Origin of the sequence: Edaphocola flava, assembly GCF_004118155.1 — a bacterium.
Taxonomy (GTDB): domain Bacteria; phylum Bacteroidota; class Bacteroidia; order Chitinophagales; family Chitinophagaceae; genus Edaphocola; species Edaphocola flava.
The window spans coordinates 306,356-326,560 of sequence record NZ_SAIQ01000001.1 but is presented as its reverse complement, the minus strand read 5'-3'; the positions used below and the strand labels follow the sequence as shown (position 1 = coordinate 326,560).

The window sequence follows — 20,205 nt, the reverse complement described above, 5'->3', positions numbered from 1 at the left end:
TACATGTAAATAAACAATTGAAAAACGACAATTAATGACAACATTGAAGCAAATAGTTCTAGGATCAGCAGCAGTGCTTTCTTTAGCGTTCAGCGTTACATCGTGTAAGAAATCCTATAGTGTTGACGGTCCGGAGACTTCTCCTTATGTGTCTTCTGTATATGCTGTAAATAGTAATAGAAGTGTACTGGCATTAGACCCTGCAACAGGTGCAAAACGATGGGAAACAAAGGTAGGTAGTGATGTATATGCTACTCCTGTAGTGATCTCCCGTAAATTGTACGTGGTTGATATTACGGGGAAGATCTACAGAATAGAACCGAAAAACGGTAAAATCGAGGCCTCTTCTTCACTGGGAGGAGCGGTTTATGGCACGCCACTTTCTTACGATCGTAAACTGATTATCCCGGTTGGCAATACCGTTAAAATGATTGACCCAACGGGCAACTTTACTACTGTTTGGAGCTATACTGCAACAGACCAGGTGAGGACCTCTCCAGCGCTCAATGTTAGTAAAACAGATACCAACAAAAAAGTAGTCTTCTTTGCTGCAGGAACTAAAGTATACGCGCTGCAGGCCGATAATGGTGCGCAGATGTGGCAGACTTCCGTTTCCGGTGCGGGTAATTTCGCATCTTCGGTAAGTGCGGCAAATCGCAACTACCTGTATGTAGGAAATGATAACGGTAGTTTATATGCCCTGAATTCAAATGACGGCAGTACCTACTGGTCTTATCCTACCGGTTCTGCAATCAAGAGTTCTCCTATCTCTGTAGGCGGTAATATTATCGTAGGCAGTGATGACCGTAACCTCTACTCCGTAGATTCGGCAACAGGTCTGCTGCGCTGGAAATATACAGCTTCAGATCGTATCGCTTCTTCTCCTTTTGTATACAATCAGAATGTATACTTCGGATCTAACGATTACAACCTGTATGCGATCAACATCATTGATGGTACTTTGAAATGGAAGTTCCTGACCTTCAGTGTTATCAGCAGTTCTCCGTTTGCGTATAACAATACTTTATACTTCAACTCTTTTGATAAGAATGTATATGCGCTGAATAGTGAAGATGGCAGCCAGAAATGGAGCTATAATACCAATGCAACCATGAACGCATCTATGATCCTGGATACTATCTCCGGTAGCGTAGTGCCGTCCATCAGCGGTAATTATCCTTACTAAGCATACAAATCTTTATACAGAGGCCGCAGCATGATATGCTGCGGCCTCTGTCTGTTTTGGTAATTAGTACTATCTTTGGCCTCTCAAAACATTGATATTAAAATAGATATATGAATATCTTTAAGACAGCCGTACAATCATACGATTATGCCTCATTCCTGCAATATGCAGAGGGGGTGATTGCAAAAAATGAAGCAAATCCGGAACTGGTTGCGAATGATAAATATGCATTTTATACCAAATTGAATTTTCAGCGTATGAAACGCTGGAATAAAACATTTACTCCGGACGCAGCATTGATTACAAAACTGAAAGCGCAGCCACAGCAAAGCTGGTGGGTGATCACCGAAGCCTGGTGTGGGGATAGTGCGCAGAATCTGCCCGTAATTGCGGCTGTAGCTGCAGCAGCAGGTATTGAGTTGCGTATCGTGCTTCGTGACGAAAATGAGGCTATTATTGATGCTTATCTGACTAACGGGACCAGAAGTATTCCGATCCTGGTGGCTTTTGATGAAGAAGATAATCAGTTGTTCCGTTGGGGACCAAGACCGGCCGGGGCACAGGCGCTGATGCTGGACTGGAAATCCAATCCTAATGGCAGAGATTTTGAAGCCTTTGAACTGGAGATGCATCAGTGGTATAACCACCATAAAGGAAAAGAACCGCAGGAAGAAATCGCAGCATTGCTGGGTTAATCAAGATCTGTCTGTACCGCAGAACAGTTAAGAAATACAAATAATCATGCGCATTGCGAGAACAAAAAGCATCATATCTGATGCTTTTTGTTATTTCATCACCTTTGCTTGTAGCCGTTTTTCCGGTTTGCAGTAATGACTGTACATAAAGAGAGCTCTCAAGTAGAAACTTGAAAGCTCTTAAATAGGCGTAGGAATCAGGTATATTTACGAAAGAATACTTATCTACAATTAAGCTCCTGATCACATAAGTGCAAGTAATAACTTGCTCATAAAATCCGGTTATTGATTTTGTTCAAAATTATATAAAACTTGACGTGATTCGGTTGCGCACAGCCTAACTTATGTACGGTTTATTGATAACCGTTTGTTACAGAGGCTGCTACTCGCGAAAAGATGAAAACATCTTAGTAACAATTACCTCATCACTATATTGATAGTCAGTTATATGAAGAATGGTGTTATAAGTATGACAAACAAACTTTAGTACTGTTATGCTTTTTTTATAATACAATGGCATGGTAATTGATGCAACACTATATGATGAAGGATTTATAGATTTAGTATGGAATCTAATCCACTAATATATAGGGTAGTAATGAAAATGGATCGCATCATGCGATCCATTAAAACGATACTCACCTTATTTACTTTCCATTTGAGAAATATTTATTGATGGCACTTGTTCTATTCTTTACCTTCATTTTAAAGAATATATTATAGATATGCCATTTGAGCGTGGCAATTTTTATCATTAGCTTATCTGCAATTTCCTGATAACTACAACCTTTTGAAAGGAGCTCAAGAATAGTAGCTTCTTGCTTTGTAATTGTATAATCTTTCTTTTCTTCTAATGGCTTCTCCTCTGCCTGGGGTAAATAATTCAGCAATTTCGTTGCAATACAGCTGCTGACCGGCATTTCACCATTGTGCATTTCTAAAAGGGCATCGGTTAATTGATATGGTTTGCCTCTTTTAAGAATATATGAACTGGCGCCTGCTTTTAACGCTTCAAATATATTTTCATCATCTTCAAAAACCGTGCATACCATAAATTTGACATTTTCCACTAATGGCTTTAACTCGCGAATGCACTCTACACCTGATATATCAGGTAGTCCGATATCCATTATAACAGCATCGGGTTTGTGTTGAAGAATACCTTCAATAGCGTCTTTTCCATTGCCATAAATACCAATGCAGTCAAATAAGGGGCTGTTGTTTATAATGGTTTTAAAGTTGTATTGATGTTCAGGTTGATCCTCAACAATTATTACTGTTATCATGATGTAAAGTTCATGTAATTTCCTGTTTGTTGAAAATCAGAATAACTAACTTTTGTACTGTTTTTTGTATGTTATGATGGGTGTACGCCATATAAGCATAATATCGTTCGGGGTTGTATTAAGGCAATACATTAAAAATAAATCGTTGTTCCTGAGAATAATAAGCTTATCTTACGACGGTACTGAAAGACAACAGTCAAAACCGGAACAAATTTTATTTAAATTGTACATAGGCCCCTTTTTTTGAGGGGCTAATTTATTGTCTGTGATATTAATTATTGTTTTAATAAAAAAAAGCCTATATTTGCATATATCACTTCCCGGAATAGGAAAATTGTCCTTAGTAATAACCTTCTCTTTACTTGTATCTAAGGAATACTGTATAAACTTGATCACTACAATTTTTTGCGGTTTATTTATCTGAGATTTATCTCATTTTATTAATATGTACTTTAAACGTACCATATAGTATTATCTATTCCATGAATTCAATTAATAGTCAAACAACAAGCATGGATAAACAACAATATAGAAGTAAACTTAAATATAGCCATTACGCAAAAGAAGATACCGTTATATTCAATATGATCATATTCGGACTTCTTTTTTTTTCTTCATTAGCACTCTTATTTTTCAATATTTGATGGACATCTAAAACCACATCTTAGTAGAGGAAATATAGAAATGGCACACAAATCGTGTGTCATTTTTTTGTTCGTTTCATTGATAACCAGAATACTCTTGTAGAAATAATTTATAAAGAGAATTTAGATAGAAAAATGAGCAAGCCAATGGGCCGATTGTGTGATTTGTGTAAGATTTAAACACATTTATGTAACGATTAAATGCGCATTATGTGCCACCTTTACTAAGTGAAAATGATTTCACAATCTTAATGCTAGTAAAATGGAAAATAATAAAAATAGTGCCAGAGAAGATTTTAAAATTATTGGAAACTGGGATAAGCAATCCAATGCATTGAAAGAAAAATTTCCGCAGTTAACTATGGCTGACCTTAAAATTGAACAAGGCAAGGAAAGTGAAATGCTTACCAGAGTGCAGGATCGCCTGAAAAAAGGTAGAGAAGAGGTGATTAATATCATCAAAAAAGGGCAGCCGGAACAGGGTAAGGCCCAATAAAATTGAATTAAACTGAAAACTTAAACATATATAAAAAAGACAGAGCCCGTAAGGTTCTGTCTTTTTCTATAAGGCATAGTTACCGTTTCTTCAGTTGATCTGGTAATTACAAAACTAATACCGGTCATCTTCTGTCATGGTTATGATGTCGGGATGCTCATCCAAAGGAAGGTGATTTAAGGTACAATACTGATTAAAAAATATTATTGCTGCTTGAAGCTTATCTACATCTGGTAAGTATAAGCACATTTTAAACAGGGCATCCGAATGAGGCTTTTTTTTATCCGTATCATTAAACTTAGTATGGTACTTTGTTATTTTATGAGGAATACTGTCTAAGAGGCGGCATAGCCGATTGTATATATCTGCATGTTCGACCTTACCCTTGTATTGTCCCGAATAGTCAATAGTATATGTTAGACGATACATATTAAAATATTTCTATAAAGGTATGTACTATTTCATGATTGGGGGCATCTTTTTATGCAGCAAAGTCAATATGAAGAAGGGTAGTATTTACTTAATTTAGCTCCAGGAGGCTTCCTGTAGAAGATATAATTGGCATCATAAAGTGTACTTAAGCATCTTTATTATTATCTTGCCCATCTGCGACAGAAGCATTCTTAATTTTATGGAAATAATATCCATTGTGCGTCATAACTGTACAGCACCTTAATCATTTACACTTTGACTGGTCCATTAGCACATATTTCTGAAGAGTACCTGCTATCTTTGTATTACAAAGAAGGCGACAGTCGGTATGTAGGAGAATTGTTGAGCCGGTATACCATGCGCCTTTTAGGGGTAAGCATGAAGTACCTGAAGGATGAAGATGAAGCACAGGATATGGTACAGCAGGTATTTGTAAAAGCCCTGCAGGAAATAGGAAAGTATAAAATCGATAATTTTGGCGGATGGCTGTATCGTATAGCTCAGAATGCCTGTATCTCTTACATAAGGGCTAAGAAGCATTTTGTAGAAGATATGGCGCTGAAGTGTACACCGGCCGATGAGTCGCTGAACGAAGCCGAACACTGGAAGGTGGAGCAGCACTATGAATACCTGCAACAGGCGCTGGCCGCTTTAAAGGAGGATCAGAAGGTGTGTGTAGAGCTGTTTTACCTGCATAAAAAGAGCTACCAGGAGATCGCGGACAGTACCGATTATACACTTAAAGAAGTAAAAAGTAATATTCAGAACGGCAAGCGAAATCTGAAAATACTGATAGAACAAATAAAAAAGGACGCTAAATATGTCTAACCGGAAACAACCATATCAGCAACCCAAGCCTAATGATGAGGAGGCGCTGTGGCAGTATGTGTCCGGTGGTCTGCCTCCGGAGAAAGCGCATTTACTGGAAGCAGATAAGGTAGATGATCCTTTCTGGAATGATGCCGTAGAAGGATTACAGCAACTGGGCGACAGCCAGAAGATCCGTAAGGTGACGGCACAGCTGAAGCAACAGGCGCATAAAACCGCGGGCAGTAAGGATAGGAAAAAGAGCATGCAGCGCCATCAGCAGCATAATATACTCATTACCGTACTCATACTGCTGCTCTTACTGGTATGCTATTGTTTCTTCCATTTCGGCACAAAATAAAGCATAATAATATTGTATAAATATAAAGCCTGATCATTTGATCAGGCTTTATATTTATACAATATTCAGAAATGAATTAATCTTTTTTGCGATAATAGATCTTATCGTTGTTGAATTCGTTGATCGATTGCAGTACAGGGTTAGCCATACGCTCGTAAAAACGGGAAATTTCGATCTGCTCTTTGTTCTCGTGAACTTCTTCCAGCGTATCGGTATGGTTCGCAAAATCTTCCAGCTTACGATGCAGTTCTTCTTTCATCGTAACATTGATCTGGTTGGCACGTTTGGCAATGACAGAAATGGTCTCATAAATATTGCCCGTTTTTTCCTTCATTGCGGCTACATCGCGTGTTTCGATCAGGGGATTCAAAGACGAAACGAGTTTTTTAGTTGTGCTCATTATTTTTACGTAATTTATTAATTTTTACAGTTGCATCAGCCTGTAAGCCTTCTGCATTTTTTATAAATGTCGATTGCGGGTATTGCTCTTTAAGCATGTTGAATGCGGAAACAACCTCTGCAAAACGCTCTTCCTGCTTATCTGGTCTGCTGTGTGTCGCATAGTGATAGCTGGAGCGGATAATCATATACTGGTAGTAATCTGCATTTTCAGAATCAGGATACTCATCCAGGGCAGATTTGTATGCCACAATCGCCGCTTTGTACTGATCCATGTCGAAATACAGTTTAGCTGCACCGGCCTCTTTCTGCTCTAATTTCTCGCGGCAGATGTCCAGGTACTTATTCGCCTCTGCGGTGTATTTTGAATCTTTGTACAGAGAGGTAAACGTGTACAGTGCTGCCATAGCTTTTACCGTGCTGGACTGGTCCAGGGTAAACTTCGGCGCATCTTTGAACAGGCTTACTGCATACATAAACTCACATTCCTCTGCACGCTTGCTGGATGGGAAATTATCTACAAAAGTCCGGAACTGGTAAGAAGAACTGAGATAGTCCTTCATGTTGTAAAATGAATAAGCATAACGGTATTGCAGCTCTTCATGGTTCTTGGTGCCACGCACCACAGGAATTAAAGAAGCATATAGTTCATTAGCTTTATACCAGGTTCTCTTTTCGTAGTATTCATTCGCTTTAGTCAGTCTCACATTGGCATCCTTATTTTTTAAATAAGTATCCACACCCCCACAGGAGGATAAGAGTAGACCGGACAGGGAAGCAAGCAGCAGCAGTTTACGCATAGTCGTGTGCAAAAGTACGATTTTTTTATTAAAGATATTAATTTATGATAGAAACGCAGATTATCTCCGAAATTGTATATATATTTGCGAACTTCAAAAAATCAGCGGCGGTGGCGAAATTGGTAGACGCGCAACGTTGAGGTCGTTGTGTCCGCAAGGACTTGGGAGTTCGAATCTCCTCTGCCGCACTGAATGGAAAAAGAGACCCGCAACGGGTCTCTTTTTTTTATTAACTGACTATCCGCATTTGTTCAACTATTTTATTCGTCCTTTTGTCCGGCAACAAAAGGACCAAAAATGCCTTTGTTTTCATCAAGGCGATTGCAGGGCACCGCCATTTTGTACCGTTGCGTGCATTGATCGTCTGAGCTTAACGTGTGATGCGTTCGGTGCTCAACGATCGCATCTCCAACCAAAATGACTATCGCTGTGATGAAAACAATAAGCGATCCGTACAGAACAAAAGGTACCAATAGATATAAATAGACTATTTAAATCATAATGCTAGTCTTTTCATAATGCTAGTCTTTGTTTCCCTTAAGCGGGTCTCTTTTTTATTTTGCTGCTAACTGCTATCATTATTACCCGTTAATAATTTCACCACCATTAGGGTGCAGCACCTGTCCGGTGATGTAGGAAGCTTCTTCCGAAGCCAGGAAGGTATAGCAGGGGGCCACTTCATTGGGCTGCCCCGGGCGCTTCATCGGCGTATTTTTTCCGAATTCAGCCACTTCTTTTTCTGAAAAGCTGGCCGGGATCAGGGGTGTCCAGATCGGACCAGGTGCAACAGCATTAACCCGAATGCCCTTTTCTGCAAGGGCACTGGATAAGGAGCGGGTAAAGCCTACCAGCGCTGCTTTGGTCGAGGCATAGTCGATAAGGTGATCACTGCCTCTGTAGGCGGTTACGGAGGTTGTATTAATGATGCTGCTGCCTTTCTTCATATGCGGCAGACAGGCCAGACTCAGGTAAAATGCCGCAAATACATTGGTTTCAAAGGTAAGGCGTAATTGTGCCGCCGTAATATCAGTAGGTTCAGTTTGCTCAAACTGCACTGCAGCATTATTGACCACGATATCTATAGCACCAAACTGTTCCAGGGTGCTTACAGCCACCTGTTTACAAAAAGATTCTTCGCGCACATCTCCTTTGAATAGCCGGACTTTGCCGCCAATGGCAAGAATCTCTTTTTCGGTATCTGCAGCATCCGTTCTTCTTCGAGGTATACAATAGCCACTGTGGCTCCTTCTTTGGCAAAATCAAGGGCTACGGCCTTACCGATACCACTGTCACCACCGGTAATGATGGCTACCTTATGCTGCAGGCGGCCCGTCCGGGCATCCAGTTTGGGTTGAGATACCGGCTGGGGCACCATTTCGGTCTCTACGCCGGGCTGATGGTTCTGCGTCTGAGGGGGAATAGTTTCGCTTACATCCTTTTTATTTTTCATAGTCTTTCGTTTAAAACTGATGGACAAAATAAAACACTGATCAGTAGCGGGCTTTGGAGCACAATATCCTGCTACATTTCATCAAATAATCCGGCGTATGCAGGTAATAGGTGTATTGGAGGGCCTTTCGGGCATAGCAGTACGAATAGTGCCTCCAGGAAAAAAGGCTTGCTCAGGGAGTATTACATTCCCCAAAAACACCTGCCGTTACCTATATGCTGCAACGGCAAGGGTAAACTGTTATTGCTTACAGCGCCGCAAAATGTTTTGCACTATCAGATAGTTCCAACCAGGGCAAAGCTTTTAAGCTTATTGTACAAAGTCTTACGGTCTATCCTCAGCAGGCTGGCCGCTTTGGATTTATTATAATTGGCACATTTTAAAGCTTCTTCAATTTCTTTAATACCTATCCTGCGGGAAGCCTTTTTTGCAGGGCTTTCTATTGGCTGCAGCTCATGAATATCTCCTGACAGCGCAGATATAGGGTACAGAATTTCGCGGGGCAATACCTGACGGGTCACTAGGCACCCGTCATCTGTAAGCAGACAGGCTCTCCTGATCACATTTTTCAATTCCCTGATATTTCCCGGCCATTCATACTGTCGCAACAGCTGTTCGGTTTCGGCATTTATGCCCATCACCATTTTATGCAGCTCTATGTTTGTCTCCTGCATAAAATGCTCAATGAATATGTTCAGGTCTTCTTTTCGCTCTCTGAGCGGGGGTATAGCAATCTCAAATTCATTCAACCTGTGGAACAGATCTTCACGGAATTTACCGGCTTTTACGGCCAGGGCCAGGTCTTCGTTTGATGCAGCAATAACCCGTACTTCGACAGGAATATCTTCCGTTCCGCCAACTCTGCGGATCTTGCGTTCCTGTAAGGCGCGCAGCAGATAGCTTTGCACATCATAGTCCAAGTTGGCAATCTCGTCCAGGAATATGGTGCCATTATGAGCCAGCTCAAAAGCGCCGGCTTTGGCACTGTGTGCTCCTGTAAAACTGCCTTTTTCATGTCCGAACAGTTCGCTTAGGGCAAGTTCTTTAGAGAGGCAACCGCAGTCTACCGCAATGTATGGATTTTTGCTATCGTTGGTTTTGGCCAGACGATGCGCGACAGATTCTTTGCCGGTACCGGTTTCACCATAAATAATCACACTGAAAGAAGTAGGGGCAACCAGGTCTATCTGTTCATACATCCTGGTCGCTATCTTACTGATTCCTGAAACATACTTTTGAATGCCTTTGCGCTCCCTTGTATGTAAGGGTACTGCAATCTGCTCTTTCTGCCGCATAGAAGCTTTCTCTTGCTGATGGGATTTCAATTGGGTAAGATTAGTGATCAGCTCTTCTATAAACACTGGTCTGTTCAGGCAGGTAAACAGTCCCTGACGCACCAGTTCGATTGCCTTATAAATCTGTACATTCTCTGTAATAAAAATCACGCCTGTATCCGGCGCAGCCTCCTTCAGGGTCGCCAGGATCTCATGTGGGCAGCGGGCATTTAGAATAGGAACACAGCACACAACAGCATCATAATGATGTTTCTTGATAAGGGGCACAGCACTTTGTAAAGCAAATGTCTCTTCAGTCTCAATTTGCTCTGCAGTAAGATTGCGTTTTAAATAGCTGCTATAAGCCCGGTCATCGGAAATAAGAAGAACTTTCATTAGATTGTCGTTTTAAGAGTTGGTTAATAACTGGTTAAGGGTAAGTAAATTTAATCTTCTTATTTGAAAAATTTGTCTTTGTTATGTTAAATAATATAAAGCTTCATAAGTAGAGATATAATATGAATTGCTTGCTTATCAGCATTGTATGCATTGATTGTGTAACGCAATGTCCTGCATCTCTCTGATGCCTGACCAAAGCACGTTCAATAGTACCGGCTACAATGCAATAGTGTAAGGAATATTTATCGGATGGTAATAGGTGAAATCATTCAATTGTTATTAACATACTGTTCTTTTTTTGATAGCGCTACAAAAGTTTGCCGGCAACTGGTTCAGTCTGAGTAGGCTAAATAGTATAGTATTATGGATCTGCTGTCAGTGCGGTAAATGCCATTTTTTAATGAATTGTAAACCCTCTTTATAGATGATTTTTTTATAGTATGATTCCCTACATTTGGCCTAAATCTAAAAAACTGTACTATGAGCATTTTCTTACAGGTTATTCCTGCGCAGGCCGATGAAGCATTAAAGATCGGCGAAACATGGGCTTCCAAGGCCAAAGATTTCTTATTTGATTACGGGCCAAAGGTAGTAGGGGCCATACTGGTGTATATTATCGGCCAGTGGATCATCAACCGTTTGATCTCCCTGTTCCGCAGAGCCATTGCACATCGGAAATTCGATGCCTCTCTGTCTACCTTCCTCTTGTCGCTGGCTAAGGTAAGTTTACTGCTGGTCTTATTCCTGTCTATCGCAGGTATACTGGGTGTGAATATTATGGGCTTCTCTGCGATACTGGCCGGTGCAGCTGTAGGGATTGGTGCCGCACTGAACGGCTCTTTGGGTAACCTGGCCGGTGGCGTAATGCTCATGATCTTCCGTCCGTTTAAGGTAGGTGATATTATAGAAGCGCAGGGTAGTGCAGGTGTAGTACAGGAGCTGGGTATTTTCAGTACGATCATCCTGACCCCTGAAAATAAAACGGTTATCCTTCCTAACGGACCACTGTCTACCGGTGTGATCACTAACTTCAATACACATGGCAGCCTTAGGGTTGATATCAATATGGCTATTGCCAATGACCAGGATGTAGATAAGGCCAGAGATATTGCGATGAAGGCGATTGCCTCACATCCAAAAGTACTCAGCACACCGGCTCCGGAATTTGTGGTGAGTAGCGTGTCCGATTTTATGACCAAGATCGCTATACGTCCGTATACCACTCAGGGCGATTACTGGGATGTGTATTTCGGGGTTACCGAGCTGGTGAAAAAGGCATTTGAAGCCAATGGTATTGCCGGTCCTACGCCAACGCATGTAGTCATCAACAAACAGGTATAATCTCTTTACTTTATTTAACAGACCGAAAAGCCAGTATGTGTACACATACTGGCTTTTCGGTCTTCGCACTGTCTACTATTGGGAAATACGGTCTACTATAAAATCAATTATACCATTTGCTTGCCGGGTTTCATTCCGCAATCTCTTCATGTCATTTCCGGGGAAATGCCAATGCCGGCACAGGTTTGGCGATGTAGTATTTTCAAGGCTTTGAGGCTCAACGGAATGATGATCTGCACTTCGGATTCAGGGTCTGAGGCATATAAATTATAGGAACATGTAAAGGCTGTATCGCATAATTTTTTTGAAACTATGCAGCAATGCGTTACATTTGCCGAGAATTTTTTAAATAAAATCCGAAAACATGTCTGTAGTAGATTTGATTATGCCTAAAATGGGCGAAAGTATTATGGAAGCCACTGTACTGAAATGGCACAAAAATCCGGGAGATTCCGTTAAGATGGACGAAACCGTACTGGAAATTGCCACTGATAAGGTGGACAGTGAGGTTCCTTCTACTGCAGCGGGAACAATCGTTGAAATTTTATTTAAAGAGAATGATGTAGTACCTATCGGTACGGTTATTGCCCGCATCGATACCGGCAACGGAACTGCTGCAGCTGCACCACAGGCAGCCTCTGCTCCTGCTGCCGCTCCGGCCCCGGTTGCTGTACAAGCTGCTCCGGCTCCTCAGGTAAGCGCTGCTCCTGCAGGTGTAACCGGTGGTAATCGTTTCTACTCTCCTTTAGTACTGAATATCGCTGCCAAAGAAGGTATCGGTATGGCTGAACTGGAAAATATTCCAGGTACCGGTAATGAAGGTCGTGTAACCAAAAAAGATATCCTGACTTATGTTGCCAACAGAGGCGCTGCCCCTGTTGCTGCTGCTCCGGCTCCTGCCGCTGCGCCACAAGCTGCTCCTGTTGCGGCTCCGGCTGCTGCTGCACCTGCTGCAGTAAGTAACCCTGGTGGTAATGTAGAGATCATCGAAATGGACAGAATGCGTAAACTGATCGCTGATCATATGGTACGCAGTAAGTCTACTTCTCCGCACGTAACCAGTTTCACCGAGTGTGATGTAACTAACCTGGTACAATGGAGAGATAAAAATAAAAATGCATTCCAGAAACAATACGGTGAGAAGATCACCTTTACTCCGATCTTCATCGAAGCGATTGTAAACTGTATCAAGAAATTCCCGATGATCAACAGCAGCATTGACGGCGACAGAATCATCATTAAAAAAGATATCAACATCGGTATGGCTACTGCATTACCAAGCGGTAACCTGATCGTTCCGGTAATCAAGAATGCAGAAACCAAGAACCTGTTCGGCATCGCTAAAGATGTAAACGGTCTGGCTAATGCAGCACGTAACGGTAAACTGAAAGCAGACGATACACAAGGTGGTACATTCACCCTGACTAACGTAGGTACTTTCGGAAGCCTGATGGGTACACCAATCATCAACCAGCCACAAGTGGCCATCCTGGCTGTAGGCAGCATCAAAAAGCGTCCTATGGTTATGGAAACAGAGCATGGTGATGTAATTGCAATCCGCCAGATGATGTATTTATCGCTGAGCTATGACCACAGAATCGTTGACGGTTCACTGGGTGCCAGCTTCCTGACTGCTGTAGCGAATGAATTAGAAGCATTCGATAGCAACAGAGCAATCTAATATTTTAACCGAAATGCAATACCAGAGCGACATTCATTGAATGTCGCTCTTTTTTTATGTCTCCTTTATTTGTTAAATAAATGCAAAATATAGTATTATGTATTGCATAGTACCTACTAAACTACATATCTTTGTATTGTAAAATAGTTAATCCTCTAAAAACAAACTATATGACCAACGTTAAAGAGAAATATTGTAATGACTGCGGAGCAGTGATCAATGTTAATGCCGAAATCTGTCCTAAATGTGGTGTAAGACAAATGGCACCGCCAATGTCAGCTCAGAGCGAAGATAACCGCTGGCTGATAACTCTGTTATTGTGCTTCTTCGGTGGTACGATCGGGTTGCATAGCTTTTACAACCGTAAGATCACGATTGGGGTATTGCAGATCCTTACCCTGGGTGGTTGTGGTATCTGGGCATTGGTAGATCTGATCATGATCCTGACCGGCAGCTTTAAAGACAACGACGGTAACTATGTCACCAATAAAGGCTAACGGACAGGTTTTTGTCCGGATGCTGAAACGGCATAAATGGTATATCATATTGGGTGGGCTGTACCTGCTGACAATAGTCGCAGATCTCGGGATAAACAATAGTTTCCATATTCCCTGCCTGTTTAAAACATTGTTCGGAATCAGTTGTCCCGGTTGTGGTATTACCAGAGCGATCGGCGCATTGTTTCAGGGAAATGTACAGGAGGCCTGGCAGTACAATCCGCTGCTGTTCTTTATCATACCCATACTCATTGCCTCACTGGTATACCAGTGGCGCAGCATATATCATCAAATTGTTCACACTAATTCAGTGCCATGAATGTAGATAACACACAGTCGCAGATGCGAAAAGGGGTCCTGGAATTTTGTATCTTGTCCATCATCCGAAACGGAGAAGTATATCCGTCCGAGATATCAGATAAGATGAAACTGGCCGGCCTTAATATCCTGGAGGGTACTTTATACCCGCTTCTTACGCGACTCAAAAATGCATCTTTGCTTAACTATCGCTGGGAAGAAAGTCTGTCCGGGCCTCCTCGTAAATATTTCTCCCTTACAGATGAAGGGGAGGTATTCTACCAGGAGCTGGCCACTACCTGGAACCAGTTAAGTACTGCCGTAAACAATATTATTAACGCTAACGAACCCGAATTATGAACAAGGTAATCAACATCAGCTTAGCCGGGAGGTTACTCCCGATTGATGAAGAAGCATATAGCCAGCTGACGAACTATCTGAACTGGCTGAAACAATATTTTGGAAAAGAAAAGGGGGGGATGGAGATCTACAGTGATATGGAAGATCGTATAGCAGAACTTTTTCATGATAAACTAAAGAAGGATAACATTTCCATCTCTGCCAACGATGTGCAGTCTGTAATCAAAATTATGGGCAGCCCGGAGCAGATTGTAATGGAGACTTCTGATGAATACATCATGGCTGAAGAGGCCGGCACAACTGCACAGCAGCAAACCGGTAATGGTCCTGCTGAAGCGATTACTAACTTAACCAGCCCTTCTGGCAAGCGTTTTGTACGCAATACCAATGATAAGTTACTGGGTGGTGTATGTAGCGGTGCTGCATCTTACCTGAACCTGGATGTAACCGTCGTTCGTATAGTATTCCTGCTGTTCACACTTTTCTATGGTAGCAGTATCTTATTATACCTGTTGTTATGGATTGCTCTGCCACAATACGCCATACCGACAACACAGCTGAAACGTAGGCTGTACCGCGATCTTGACGGCAAGTTGCTGGGTGGGGTGTGTAAAGGGTTGTCCTCTTATGTAAATGTATCAGTTAACTGGGTACGCCTGTTTTTTGTTTTCCCTCTGATGGGCATTATATTCTTCAATATTATTAATGAAGATGACCTGGCTTCCTTCTGTGCAGCTATGTTCCCAACGCTCATTATATTATACATTGTGCTATGGGCGATATTGCCTAAGGCCTCTACGCTGACCGAAAAAATGGAGCTGCGCGGAGAGAAAATAGATGTGCAAAACCTGAGTGCTGCACTGAAAACAGAAAACAGTAATACGGCTGTAAAGCCTAGACAGGACAATATTGCAACCATATTACTGAAGATTATTGCGTATGGTATCCTGTTTTTTGTACTGGGCATTTTCGCTATCGTACTCTTAAGTATCCTGGCGGGTTTACTGGGCTTATTGTTCGGCTTCTCTACTGCCGGAGCGGTAGTTATGCCTTTTGCAGATATTATATTTGAACAATCCTGGCAGCCGGTAGTACTATACATCTCTGCTACGCTGGCGGTACTGATCCCGATTATCTTTATTGTGCGCTGGCTGGTACACATCGCCAGAAAACCACAGCGTACCAATAAATGGGTGGGGTATAGCCTGGGCATCGGGTTTTTGGTGAGCGTATTCATGATGTTCTATATCATTACAGATGTATTGTCAGACATCAAGCGAGAATACAGTGTTACAGAATCTATTCCTATGGCACAACCAACCGATACGCTGTTGATAGAACCAATGACCGACTCTGTCGTAACCGGAGGTCTGGGCCAATTCAGCTTTGTAAGAGAAACTGTAAAAGGCGGATATGAATTTGAGGTGATGAGTGTAAATGTAGTGGCCAGCCCGGACAGTATGTATCATCTGAACCTGATCCGTAAAAGTAATGGCCGGGATATACGCACTGCACAACGCTATGCAGCAGCATTGCCGTTCACCTTCAGACAGGATAGTAATACGGTTCGTTTTCCGAGATACCTGAGCCTGGGTGGGACCAAAGTATTCCGCGGGCAGTTGCTGACTGCTGAGATACAGGTGCCGAAGGGTAAAGCATTCCGTATGGGGGCCATTCCTAAATCATTCTCACAGCAATGGCACCTGAAAACCGGTGGCGGTTATACCATCAATATCAAACAACATCCTAGATGGAGTCCAAATACTGTCTATAAAGTAGAAGAAAATGGTAGTATCGTTTCGGTACCCTAAATTCGGTCTATAGTTTTGTTTACGGACAAAATAGGCTGCCTGCGTTCTCGCATGGCAGCCCTCTTTTTTATATAAAGCTTATTCTTTTTCAATACTGCTACCTTTTGCCTTGATGCAAAAGGTAGCGCTAAAAAATCAAGGCTGTATAAATCCCTGGCTAAAAATCAATGTGTCGGTCGGTCGCAAACCAGACTCACTGCGCTCAGACAATGGTTTGCGACTTGATCGACCGAGCCAATGATTTTCTTAACGCCGGATTTATAAGGCCAGCCAAGCGATGTGTTCTACAGGGAGCCTAAGCAACCAAGCGTTTCGTACCCTGAGGTGCTCAAAGGGGTAATGATCAAAGCGTATAACAGTGCAAAATTGTTGCCTGCATATAGATAGGTATATTGTTTTATAATTGCACCCCCAGCGTCAGGTATACGGCGCGTCCTTCTCCGGGAATGATGCCCGGTCCGGGATAACCGGTAGCCCGGCGGGTAGTATAGGTTGTATTGCTAAGGTTATTGACAGAAAGCTCTACCATCAGCCATTTTCTTTGCCATGCAGCAGAGAAATCCCATAAAGTATAGTCCGGCAGCAAGCCTATGACACCACTGTAATTGCCCGAAGGGGCATTTGTCGCATCGGTATACTGATCGCTCAGGTGGCTCATCTGCAGGGTTGCTTTAAGGTTACGGTACTTAGCCTGCAGGCCGGCTTTCCAGTTCCAAACCGGTACATACTCAACTCTTTTGCCCACAACATTGGCAATCTTACTATCGGTAATGCGGGAGTGCGTATAGGCCAGGTTAGAATAAATACTCAGGTTAAACTGTTTAGAATTTTGCCCTAAAGCTTTCAGCAGATCCAGTTCCAGCAGGGTTTCCAGTCCGGAGATCTGTGCCACCCCTATATTACCTCTCTTACGGATTACCTGCCCGTTGGGACGGGCAAAGAAGTACTCACCGATTTTGTTGCCATAATACAGGTGAAAGCCGCTGATGTCGTAGCGCAGGTATTCCTTAAGCATACCTCTTATGCCCAGGTCGGCACTCCAGCCTTTTTCATCCTGTATCGCAGGATCGATCTCCAGCGAGGCATTCACTAATTGAATATCACTGAACGTCACAGAGCGGTAGTTTTGTGAGATGTTGCCATACAGTTCTGTATTGATACCAGCCTGGTAGCTGCTGCCGATACCGGCAAGAAGAAAACTACGATTCAGAGAACGGGATTCATTTATCGTTTTTTTACTGATGATGCTATCGCGCAGATCATATACAATATCGTTAAACATGCCCTCAGATGCGGTGCGTATCCATTCATAGCGCAGGCCCGGAGTTACACTCCACTTGTCCGATAAGCGAAAAATATGTTCGGCAAAAGCGGCAAGGTTCAGGTTAGGAAAGTGGTAATCACTCGTCAGTTCATCTGCTTCATGGGCAAAGGTAAAATCAGCGCCGCTGCCATTGTTCACATTACCCTGTTTGCTATAAGTGTTGCCGCGATATGCCCTGATGCCGATCAGCGCGCTTTGTCTGCGGTTGCCTATGTTATAATGGTGCATCAACCGTGACTCCAGTGCATAATTCTGGAAATTGCCGAGCAGTAAGTCTCTTTTCCCCCCGTTATCCGGTTGTCCCGGACGGTTGGGGCGAAAGCCAATGGCTTTACGGTCCGCCATCAGGCCATAGAGAATCGTTTGCAGATACGTCTGATCGCTGAAGCGGGCCATCCATTCCAGGCTCAGGAGGTTCCAGTTTACATAAAACCAGTTACGGTCCCGGTTGCTCTGGCGGGCATCGGTTTCAAACATGCGGTCATCCAGTCCTCCCGGCTGCTGTGCCAGGTAGTGCAGGTGCGTGATCTGCAGGTTCAGTTTATGATTTTCGTTGATATGGTATCCAATGTCAGCATAGGCATTGAGGGAGTTAAATCCACTATTGGGTCTCCAGCCATCACCCCGTTTGTAATGTACATATGCCCGGTAATCCACTTTGCCGATATGGCCGTTAATGCTGTTGAACGATCCCAGAAAATTCCAGGAGCCGACCGTCTGTTTGGAATAGAAAGAAAAAGGTTTTTCCCCTCCTGCCGGTTTCATCTTGAAGTTGACCAGGCCACCGAATTGCGTACCGAACTGTAAGCTGGCCGCCCCTTTAATCACCTCAATCCTTTGCAGGGCATCAGCGGGTGGGGTATAGTAGCTTTCCGGGTAGCCCAGGGCATCGGCACTGATGTCATAACCATTCTGCCGCACATTGAAGTTGGCCGTACGGTTAGGGTCCAGGCCACGGCCACCGATGCTGAGTTGCAGACCGGAGCCGTCATTTTCAAAAATATTCAAACCCGTAACTTTTGCATAGAGCTGGCGGGTATTATTATTCGATTTATTGATCGTCAGTTGTTCAACGTTGATCACCTCCGTCTTCTTACCCACGGTAACCTTCATACCATCTACTTTACGCAGGTGGTCGAAATCACTGTTTGTCCTGTCCAGTACCTCCACTTCGCGCAGCTGTTTGATGCGGGTACTATCCTGTTGTGCCCATACCGGTGCAGTAATGCTGCACAGCAGTCCGGAAAGCAGGGTAAATTTAGAGACCATATATTTTATCTTTAAATGGAATGATCCATTTTTTGTGTGCAAATTTATCTTTTTCCTGGCTTAAATCGGTAGACGGATTTATATATAAGGTACTTCGTCTGCCGTTCAGGTTTACATATATGGTGGCAAATACCTTTGGTTCGTGCCATCCCTCCGCTTTATAATGCTGTGCCAGCATATGAGCATATTGCAGGATAAAGTCGGGCTGTGTGCTCATCATTTTTTCCTGGTTGTCGGTCAGGAAGAGATCATTGTTGACTACGGTACGCTTTCCCGTTTTACTATCTTCTACTATAAACTGTGCATAGCCCAGTTTTTCCATCAGCATCACCCTCCAGGAGAATCGGAAACCCTCCTCGGTCCAGAACAGCTCATCGCGATACAAGAGGTACCTCCATGGAAATAGTAGCTGGAACAGGAAGAACGGTATAAACAAGCCAGCCAGCAGCCGGGAATGCGTTCTTTTAAATGTATATACCGATTGATCGGCGGCCAGCGGTATACCTGGTATCCACCTTTGTATCCTCATACATACCGCATCAGTAGTTGCCGAAGGGAAGAAGATCAGCGTCGCCAGGATCATCACATAAGGGAACATACCTATGGGAAACAGGATCGATGTAGCCACATGGAAGATAATGACCGTAGCATAAGCCCAGGGGCGGGTAGTTCTGAATAGCAGGAAAAAGGGAATGCTAAGATCATATACTGCACCAAACCAGCTGAACACATAGGCTACCCAGGTTTGGCTGAGTAATGAACCCACCAGCGGCAGATCATTTTGGGCGGGCAACCACAACCGCAGCGGCATAGCCTCCAGCAGCCAGTCTGAATTGAGCTTGGCCAGGCCGGCATAGACATATACAATGCCTAACAATAATCGTATAGAGGTGACTGTCCATAGAGGGACCATACGTCGCTTGAGAGCAGGATTGCGCCGGCAATCGACCGAGCAGGTGCAATGTGCCGGCAGCCATATCATCAGGAACAGGGCCAGGCTTACGAAGTAGTAATGGTTCAGGTAATTGGTCTTGTCCAGCAGTTCAATATAGGTAAAGCTGCAAAAGAGTACTATCGCTGATAGCCGGTACCGGTAACCCAGTGCAAAGGTAAGGGCACTGACCGCGCAGATGATAAAGAGCAGGTAAGTATAAGGCCCCCAGTTGTGCACCCATTCAAAGCCATAGTATTTGAAAAAGAAAACCGGTTTGATATACAACTCTTCGATCCAGCCCTTTGTGAAAAAGCGGATCATACTGGCGAGGATCATGAGCCCGAAGAGTATCCTGAAAGTGGCTAAGGAAGCCGAGTATACCGGCTTCCTTAGCATTTGGGTCAGGGCATGGTATGTAAACCGATGCGACATAGGATCAAAAAATTATACAGAAAAGGCTAT

The 20,205-nt window shown here is 43.1% G+C and carries 19 protein-coding genes and 1 tRNA gene; 12 read left to right on the top strand and 8 right to left on the bottom strand.

Going from position 1 to position 20,205, the window contains the following annotated elements; translation table 11 throughout:
- Positions 1 to 34: 34 nt before the first annotated feature.
- Positions 35 to 1,186 carry a PQQ-binding-like beta-propeller repeat protein gene (locus EMP01_RS01535; RefSeq protein WP_129019735.1) on the top strand — a complete coding sequence of 384 codons (1,152 nt, stop codon included), beginning with the start codon at positions 35 to 37 and terminating at the stop codon, positions 1,184 to 1,186.
- A 110-nt stretch (positions 1,187 to 1,296) separates the two neighbouring features.
- Positions 1,297 to 1,881, top strand: a complete 585-nt coding sequence (locus EMP01_RS01530) for a thioredoxin family protein (protein WP_129019734.1) — start codon at positions 1,297 to 1,299, stop codon at positions 1,879 to 1,881.
- Positions 1,882 to 2,528: 647 nt separating this feature from the next.
- Here the strand turns inward: EMP01_RS01530 and EMP01_RS01525 are convergent.
- Positions 2,529 to 3,167, bottom strand: coding sequence for a response regulator (locus EMP01_RS01525; protein ID WP_129019733.1), 639 nt, complete (start codon positions 3,165 to 3,167; stop codon positions 2,529 to 2,531).
- A gap of 906 nt (positions 3,168 to 4,073) precedes the next feature.
- On the opposite strand from EMP01_RS01525, the gene EMP01_RS01520 reads away from it, so the two are divergent.
- From EMP01_RS01520 to EMP01_RS01510, 3 genes are all read left to right on the top strand, one after another.
- Complete coding sequence (locus tag EMP01_RS01520; protein ID WP_129019732.1) at positions 4,074 to 4,307, top strand: hypothetical protein; 234 nt, start codon at positions 4,074 to 4,076, stop codon at positions 4,305 to 4,307.
- A gap of 687 nt (positions 4,308 to 4,994) precedes the next feature.
- On the top strand, positions 4,995 to 5,567 hold the full coding sequence (locus EMP01_RS01515) for an RNA polymerase sigma factor (protein ID WP_129019731.1): 573 nt from the start codon (positions 4,995 to 4,997) through the stop codon (positions 5,565 to 5,567).
- Positions 5,560 to 5,907 (top strand): hypothetical protein, encoded by a 348-nt coding sequence (locus tag EMP01_RS01510; RefSeq protein ID WP_129019730.1) that lies wholly within the window; start codon positions 5,560 to 5,562, stop codon positions 5,905 to 5,907. The genes EMP01_RS01515 and EMP01_RS01510 overlap by 8 nt, the downstream gene beginning before the upstream one ends.
- Positions 5,908 to 5,983: 76 nt before the next feature.
- Here the strand turns inward: EMP01_RS01510 and EMP01_RS01505 are convergent, their stop codons facing one another.
- Entirely contained in the window at positions 5,984 to 6,307 is a 324-nt protein-coding gene (locus EMP01_RS01505; RefSeq protein WP_129019729.1) for a DNA-directed RNA polymerase subunit omega, read from the bottom strand.
- Positions 6,294 to 7,118: an outer membrane protein assembly factor BamD gene (locus EMP01_RS01500; protein ID WP_129019728.1), complete on the bottom strand. Its 825-nt coding sequence runs from the start codon at positions 7,116 to 7,118 to the stop codon at positions 6,294 to 6,296. The genes EMP01_RS01505 and EMP01_RS01500 overlap by 14 nt, the downstream gene beginning before the upstream one ends.
- Positions 7,119 to 7,210: 92 nt before the next feature.
- On the opposite strand from EMP01_RS01500, the gene EMP01_RS01495 reads away from it, so the two are divergent.
- Positions 7,211 to 7,294: transfer RNA gene (locus tag EMP01_RS01495), tRNA-Leu, on the top strand.
- 393 nt (positions 7,295 to 7,687) lie between these two features.
- Here EMP01_RS01495 and EMP01_RS01490 read toward each other — a convergent pair.
- The 3 genes from EMP01_RS01490 to EMP01_RS01485 form a co-directional block, all read right to left on the bottom strand.
- Positions 7,688 to 8,281 carry an SDR family oxidoreductase gene (locus tag EMP01_RS01490; RefSeq protein WP_262707772.1) on the bottom strand — a complete coding sequence of 198 codons (594 nt, stop codon included), beginning with the start codon at positions 8,279 to 8,281 and terminating at the stop codon, positions 7,688 to 7,690.
- Positions 8,212 to 8,556: an SDR family NAD(P)-dependent oxidoreductase gene (locus tag EMP01_RS15750; protein ID WP_262707769.1), complete on the bottom strand. Its 345-nt coding sequence runs from the start codon at positions 8,554 to 8,556 to the stop codon at positions 8,212 to 8,214. Before EMP01_RS15750 ends, EMP01_RS01490 begins: the two co-directional genes overlap by 70 nt.
- Before the next feature lie 275 nt (positions 8,557 to 8,831).
- Complete coding sequence (locus EMP01_RS01485) at positions 8,832 to 10,226, bottom strand: sigma-54-dependent transcriptional regulator (RefSeq protein ID WP_129019727.1); 1,395 nt, start codon at positions 10,224 to 10,226, stop codon at positions 8,832 to 8,834.
- A 483-nt stretch (positions 10,227 to 10,709) separates the two neighbouring features.
- Between EMP01_RS01485 and EMP01_RS01480 the strand changes: the two genes are divergently transcribed.
- The 6 genes from EMP01_RS01480 to EMP01_RS01455 all read left to right on the top strand — a co-directional run bounded on the left by EMP01_RS01480 (position 10,710) and on the right by EMP01_RS01455 (position 16,216).
- Complete coding sequence (locus tag EMP01_RS01480; protein WP_129019726.1) at positions 10,710 to 11,570, top strand: mechanosensitive ion channel family protein; 861 nt, start codon at positions 10,710 to 10,712, stop codon at positions 11,568 to 11,570.
- A gap of 364 nt (positions 11,571 to 11,934) precedes the next feature.
- Entirely contained in the window at positions 11,935 to 13,251 is a 1,317-nt protein-coding gene (locus EMP01_RS01475) for a dihydrolipoamide acetyltransferase family protein (RefSeq protein WP_129019725.1), read from the top strand.
- Positions 13,252 to 13,421: 170 nt separating this feature from the next.
- Positions 13,422 to 13,748: a TM2 domain-containing protein gene (locus EMP01_RS01470; protein ID WP_129019724.1), complete on the top strand. Its 327-nt coding sequence runs from the start codon at positions 13,422 to 13,424 to the stop codon at positions 13,746 to 13,748.
- Positions 13,729 to 14,067, top strand: a complete 339-nt coding sequence (locus EMP01_RS01465) for a DUF2752 domain-containing protein (protein WP_129019723.1) — start codon at positions 13,729 to 13,731, stop codon at positions 14,065 to 14,067. The genes EMP01_RS01470 and EMP01_RS01465 overlap by 20 nt, the downstream gene beginning before the upstream one ends.
- Entirely contained in the window at positions 14,064 to 14,405 is a 342-nt protein-coding gene (locus EMP01_RS01460) for a PadR family transcriptional regulator (RefSeq protein WP_129019722.1), read from the top strand. Before EMP01_RS01465 ends, EMP01_RS01460 begins: the two co-directional genes overlap by 4 nt.
- Positions 14,402 to 16,216, top strand: coding sequence for a PspC domain-containing protein (locus EMP01_RS01455; protein WP_129019721.1), 1,815 nt, complete (start codon positions 14,402 to 14,404; stop codon positions 16,214 to 16,216). Before EMP01_RS01460 ends, EMP01_RS01455 begins: the two co-directional genes overlap by 4 nt.
- Positions 16,217 to 16,613: 397 nt before the next feature.
- Here EMP01_RS01455 and EMP01_RS01450 read toward each other — a convergent pair whose 3' ends face one another.
- Positions 16,614 to 18,809, bottom strand: coding sequence for a TonB-dependent receptor family protein (locus tag EMP01_RS01450; RefSeq protein ID WP_129019720.1), 2,196 nt, complete (start codon positions 18,807 to 18,809; stop codon positions 16,614 to 16,616).
- Positions 18,799 to 20,175 carry an HTTM domain-containing protein gene (locus tag EMP01_RS01445; RefSeq protein WP_202615969.1) on the bottom strand — a complete coding sequence of 459 codons (1,377 nt, stop codon included), beginning with the start codon at positions 20,173 to 20,175 and terminating at the stop codon, positions 18,799 to 18,801. Before EMP01_RS01445 ends, EMP01_RS01450 begins: the two co-directional genes overlap by 11 nt.
- Positions 20,176 to 20,205: the final 30 nt, after the last annotated feature.

Coding starts and splice junctions, on each gene's coding strand:
- EMP01_RS01535 (WP_129019735.1), top strand. CDS start 35: ATGACAACATTGAAGCAAATAGTTCTAGGATCAGCAGCAGTGCTTTCT.
- EMP01_RS01530 (WP_129019734.1), top strand. CDS start 1,297: ATGAATATCTTTAAGACAGCCGTACAATCATACGATTATGCCTCATTC.
- EMP01_RS01525 (WP_129019733.1), bottom strand. CDS start 3,167: ATGATAACAGTAATAATTGTTGAGGATCAACCTGAACATCAATACAAC.
- EMP01_RS01520 (WP_129019732.1), top strand. CDS start 4,074: ATGGAAAATAATAAAAATAGTGCCAGAGAAGATTTTAAAATTATTGGA.
- EMP01_RS01510 (WP_129019730.1), top strand. CDS start 5,560: ATGTCTAACCGGAAACAACCATATCAGCAACCCAAGCCTAATGATGAG.
- EMP01_RS01505 (WP_129019729.1), bottom strand. CDS start 6,307: ATGAGCACAACTAAAAAACTCGTTTCGTCTTTGAATCCCCTGATCGAA.
- EMP01_RS15750 (WP_262707769.1), bottom strand. CDS start 8,556: ATGAAAAATAAAAAGGATGTAAGCGAAACTATTCCCCCTCAGACGCAG.
- EMP01_RS01485 (WP_129019727.1), bottom strand. CDS start 10,226: ATGAAAGTTCTTCTTATTTCCGATGACCGGGCTTATAGCAGCTATTTA.
- EMP01_RS01480 (WP_129019726.1), top strand. CDS start 10,710: ATGAGCATTTTCTTACAGGTTATTCCTGCGCAGGCCGATGAAGCATTA.
- EMP01_RS01475 (WP_129019725.1), top strand. CDS start 11,935: ATGTCTGTAGTAGATTTGATTATGCCTAAAATGGGCGAAAGTATTATG.
- EMP01_RS01470 (WP_129019724.1), top strand. CDS start 13,422: ATGACCAACGTTAAAGAGAAATATTGTAATGACTGCGGAGCAGTGATC.
- EMP01_RS01465 (WP_129019723.1), top strand. CDS start 13,729: ATGTCACCAATAAAGGCTAACGGACAGGTTTTTGTCCGGATGCTGAAA.
- EMP01_RS01460 (WP_129019722.1), top strand. CDS start 14,064: ATGAATGTAGATAACACACAGTCGCAGATGCGAAAAGGGGTCCTGGAA.
- EMP01_RS01455 (WP_129019721.1), top strand. CDS start 14,402: ATGAACAAGGTAATCAACATCAGCTTAGCCGGGAGGTTACTCCCGATT.
- EMP01_RS01450 (WP_129019720.1), bottom strand. CDS start 18,809: ATGGTCTCTAAATTTACCCTGCTTTCCGGACTGCTGTGCAGCATTACT.
- EMP01_RS01445 (WP_202615969.1), bottom strand. CDS start 20,175: ATGTCGCATCGGTTTACATACCATGCCCTGACCCAAATGCTAAGGAAG.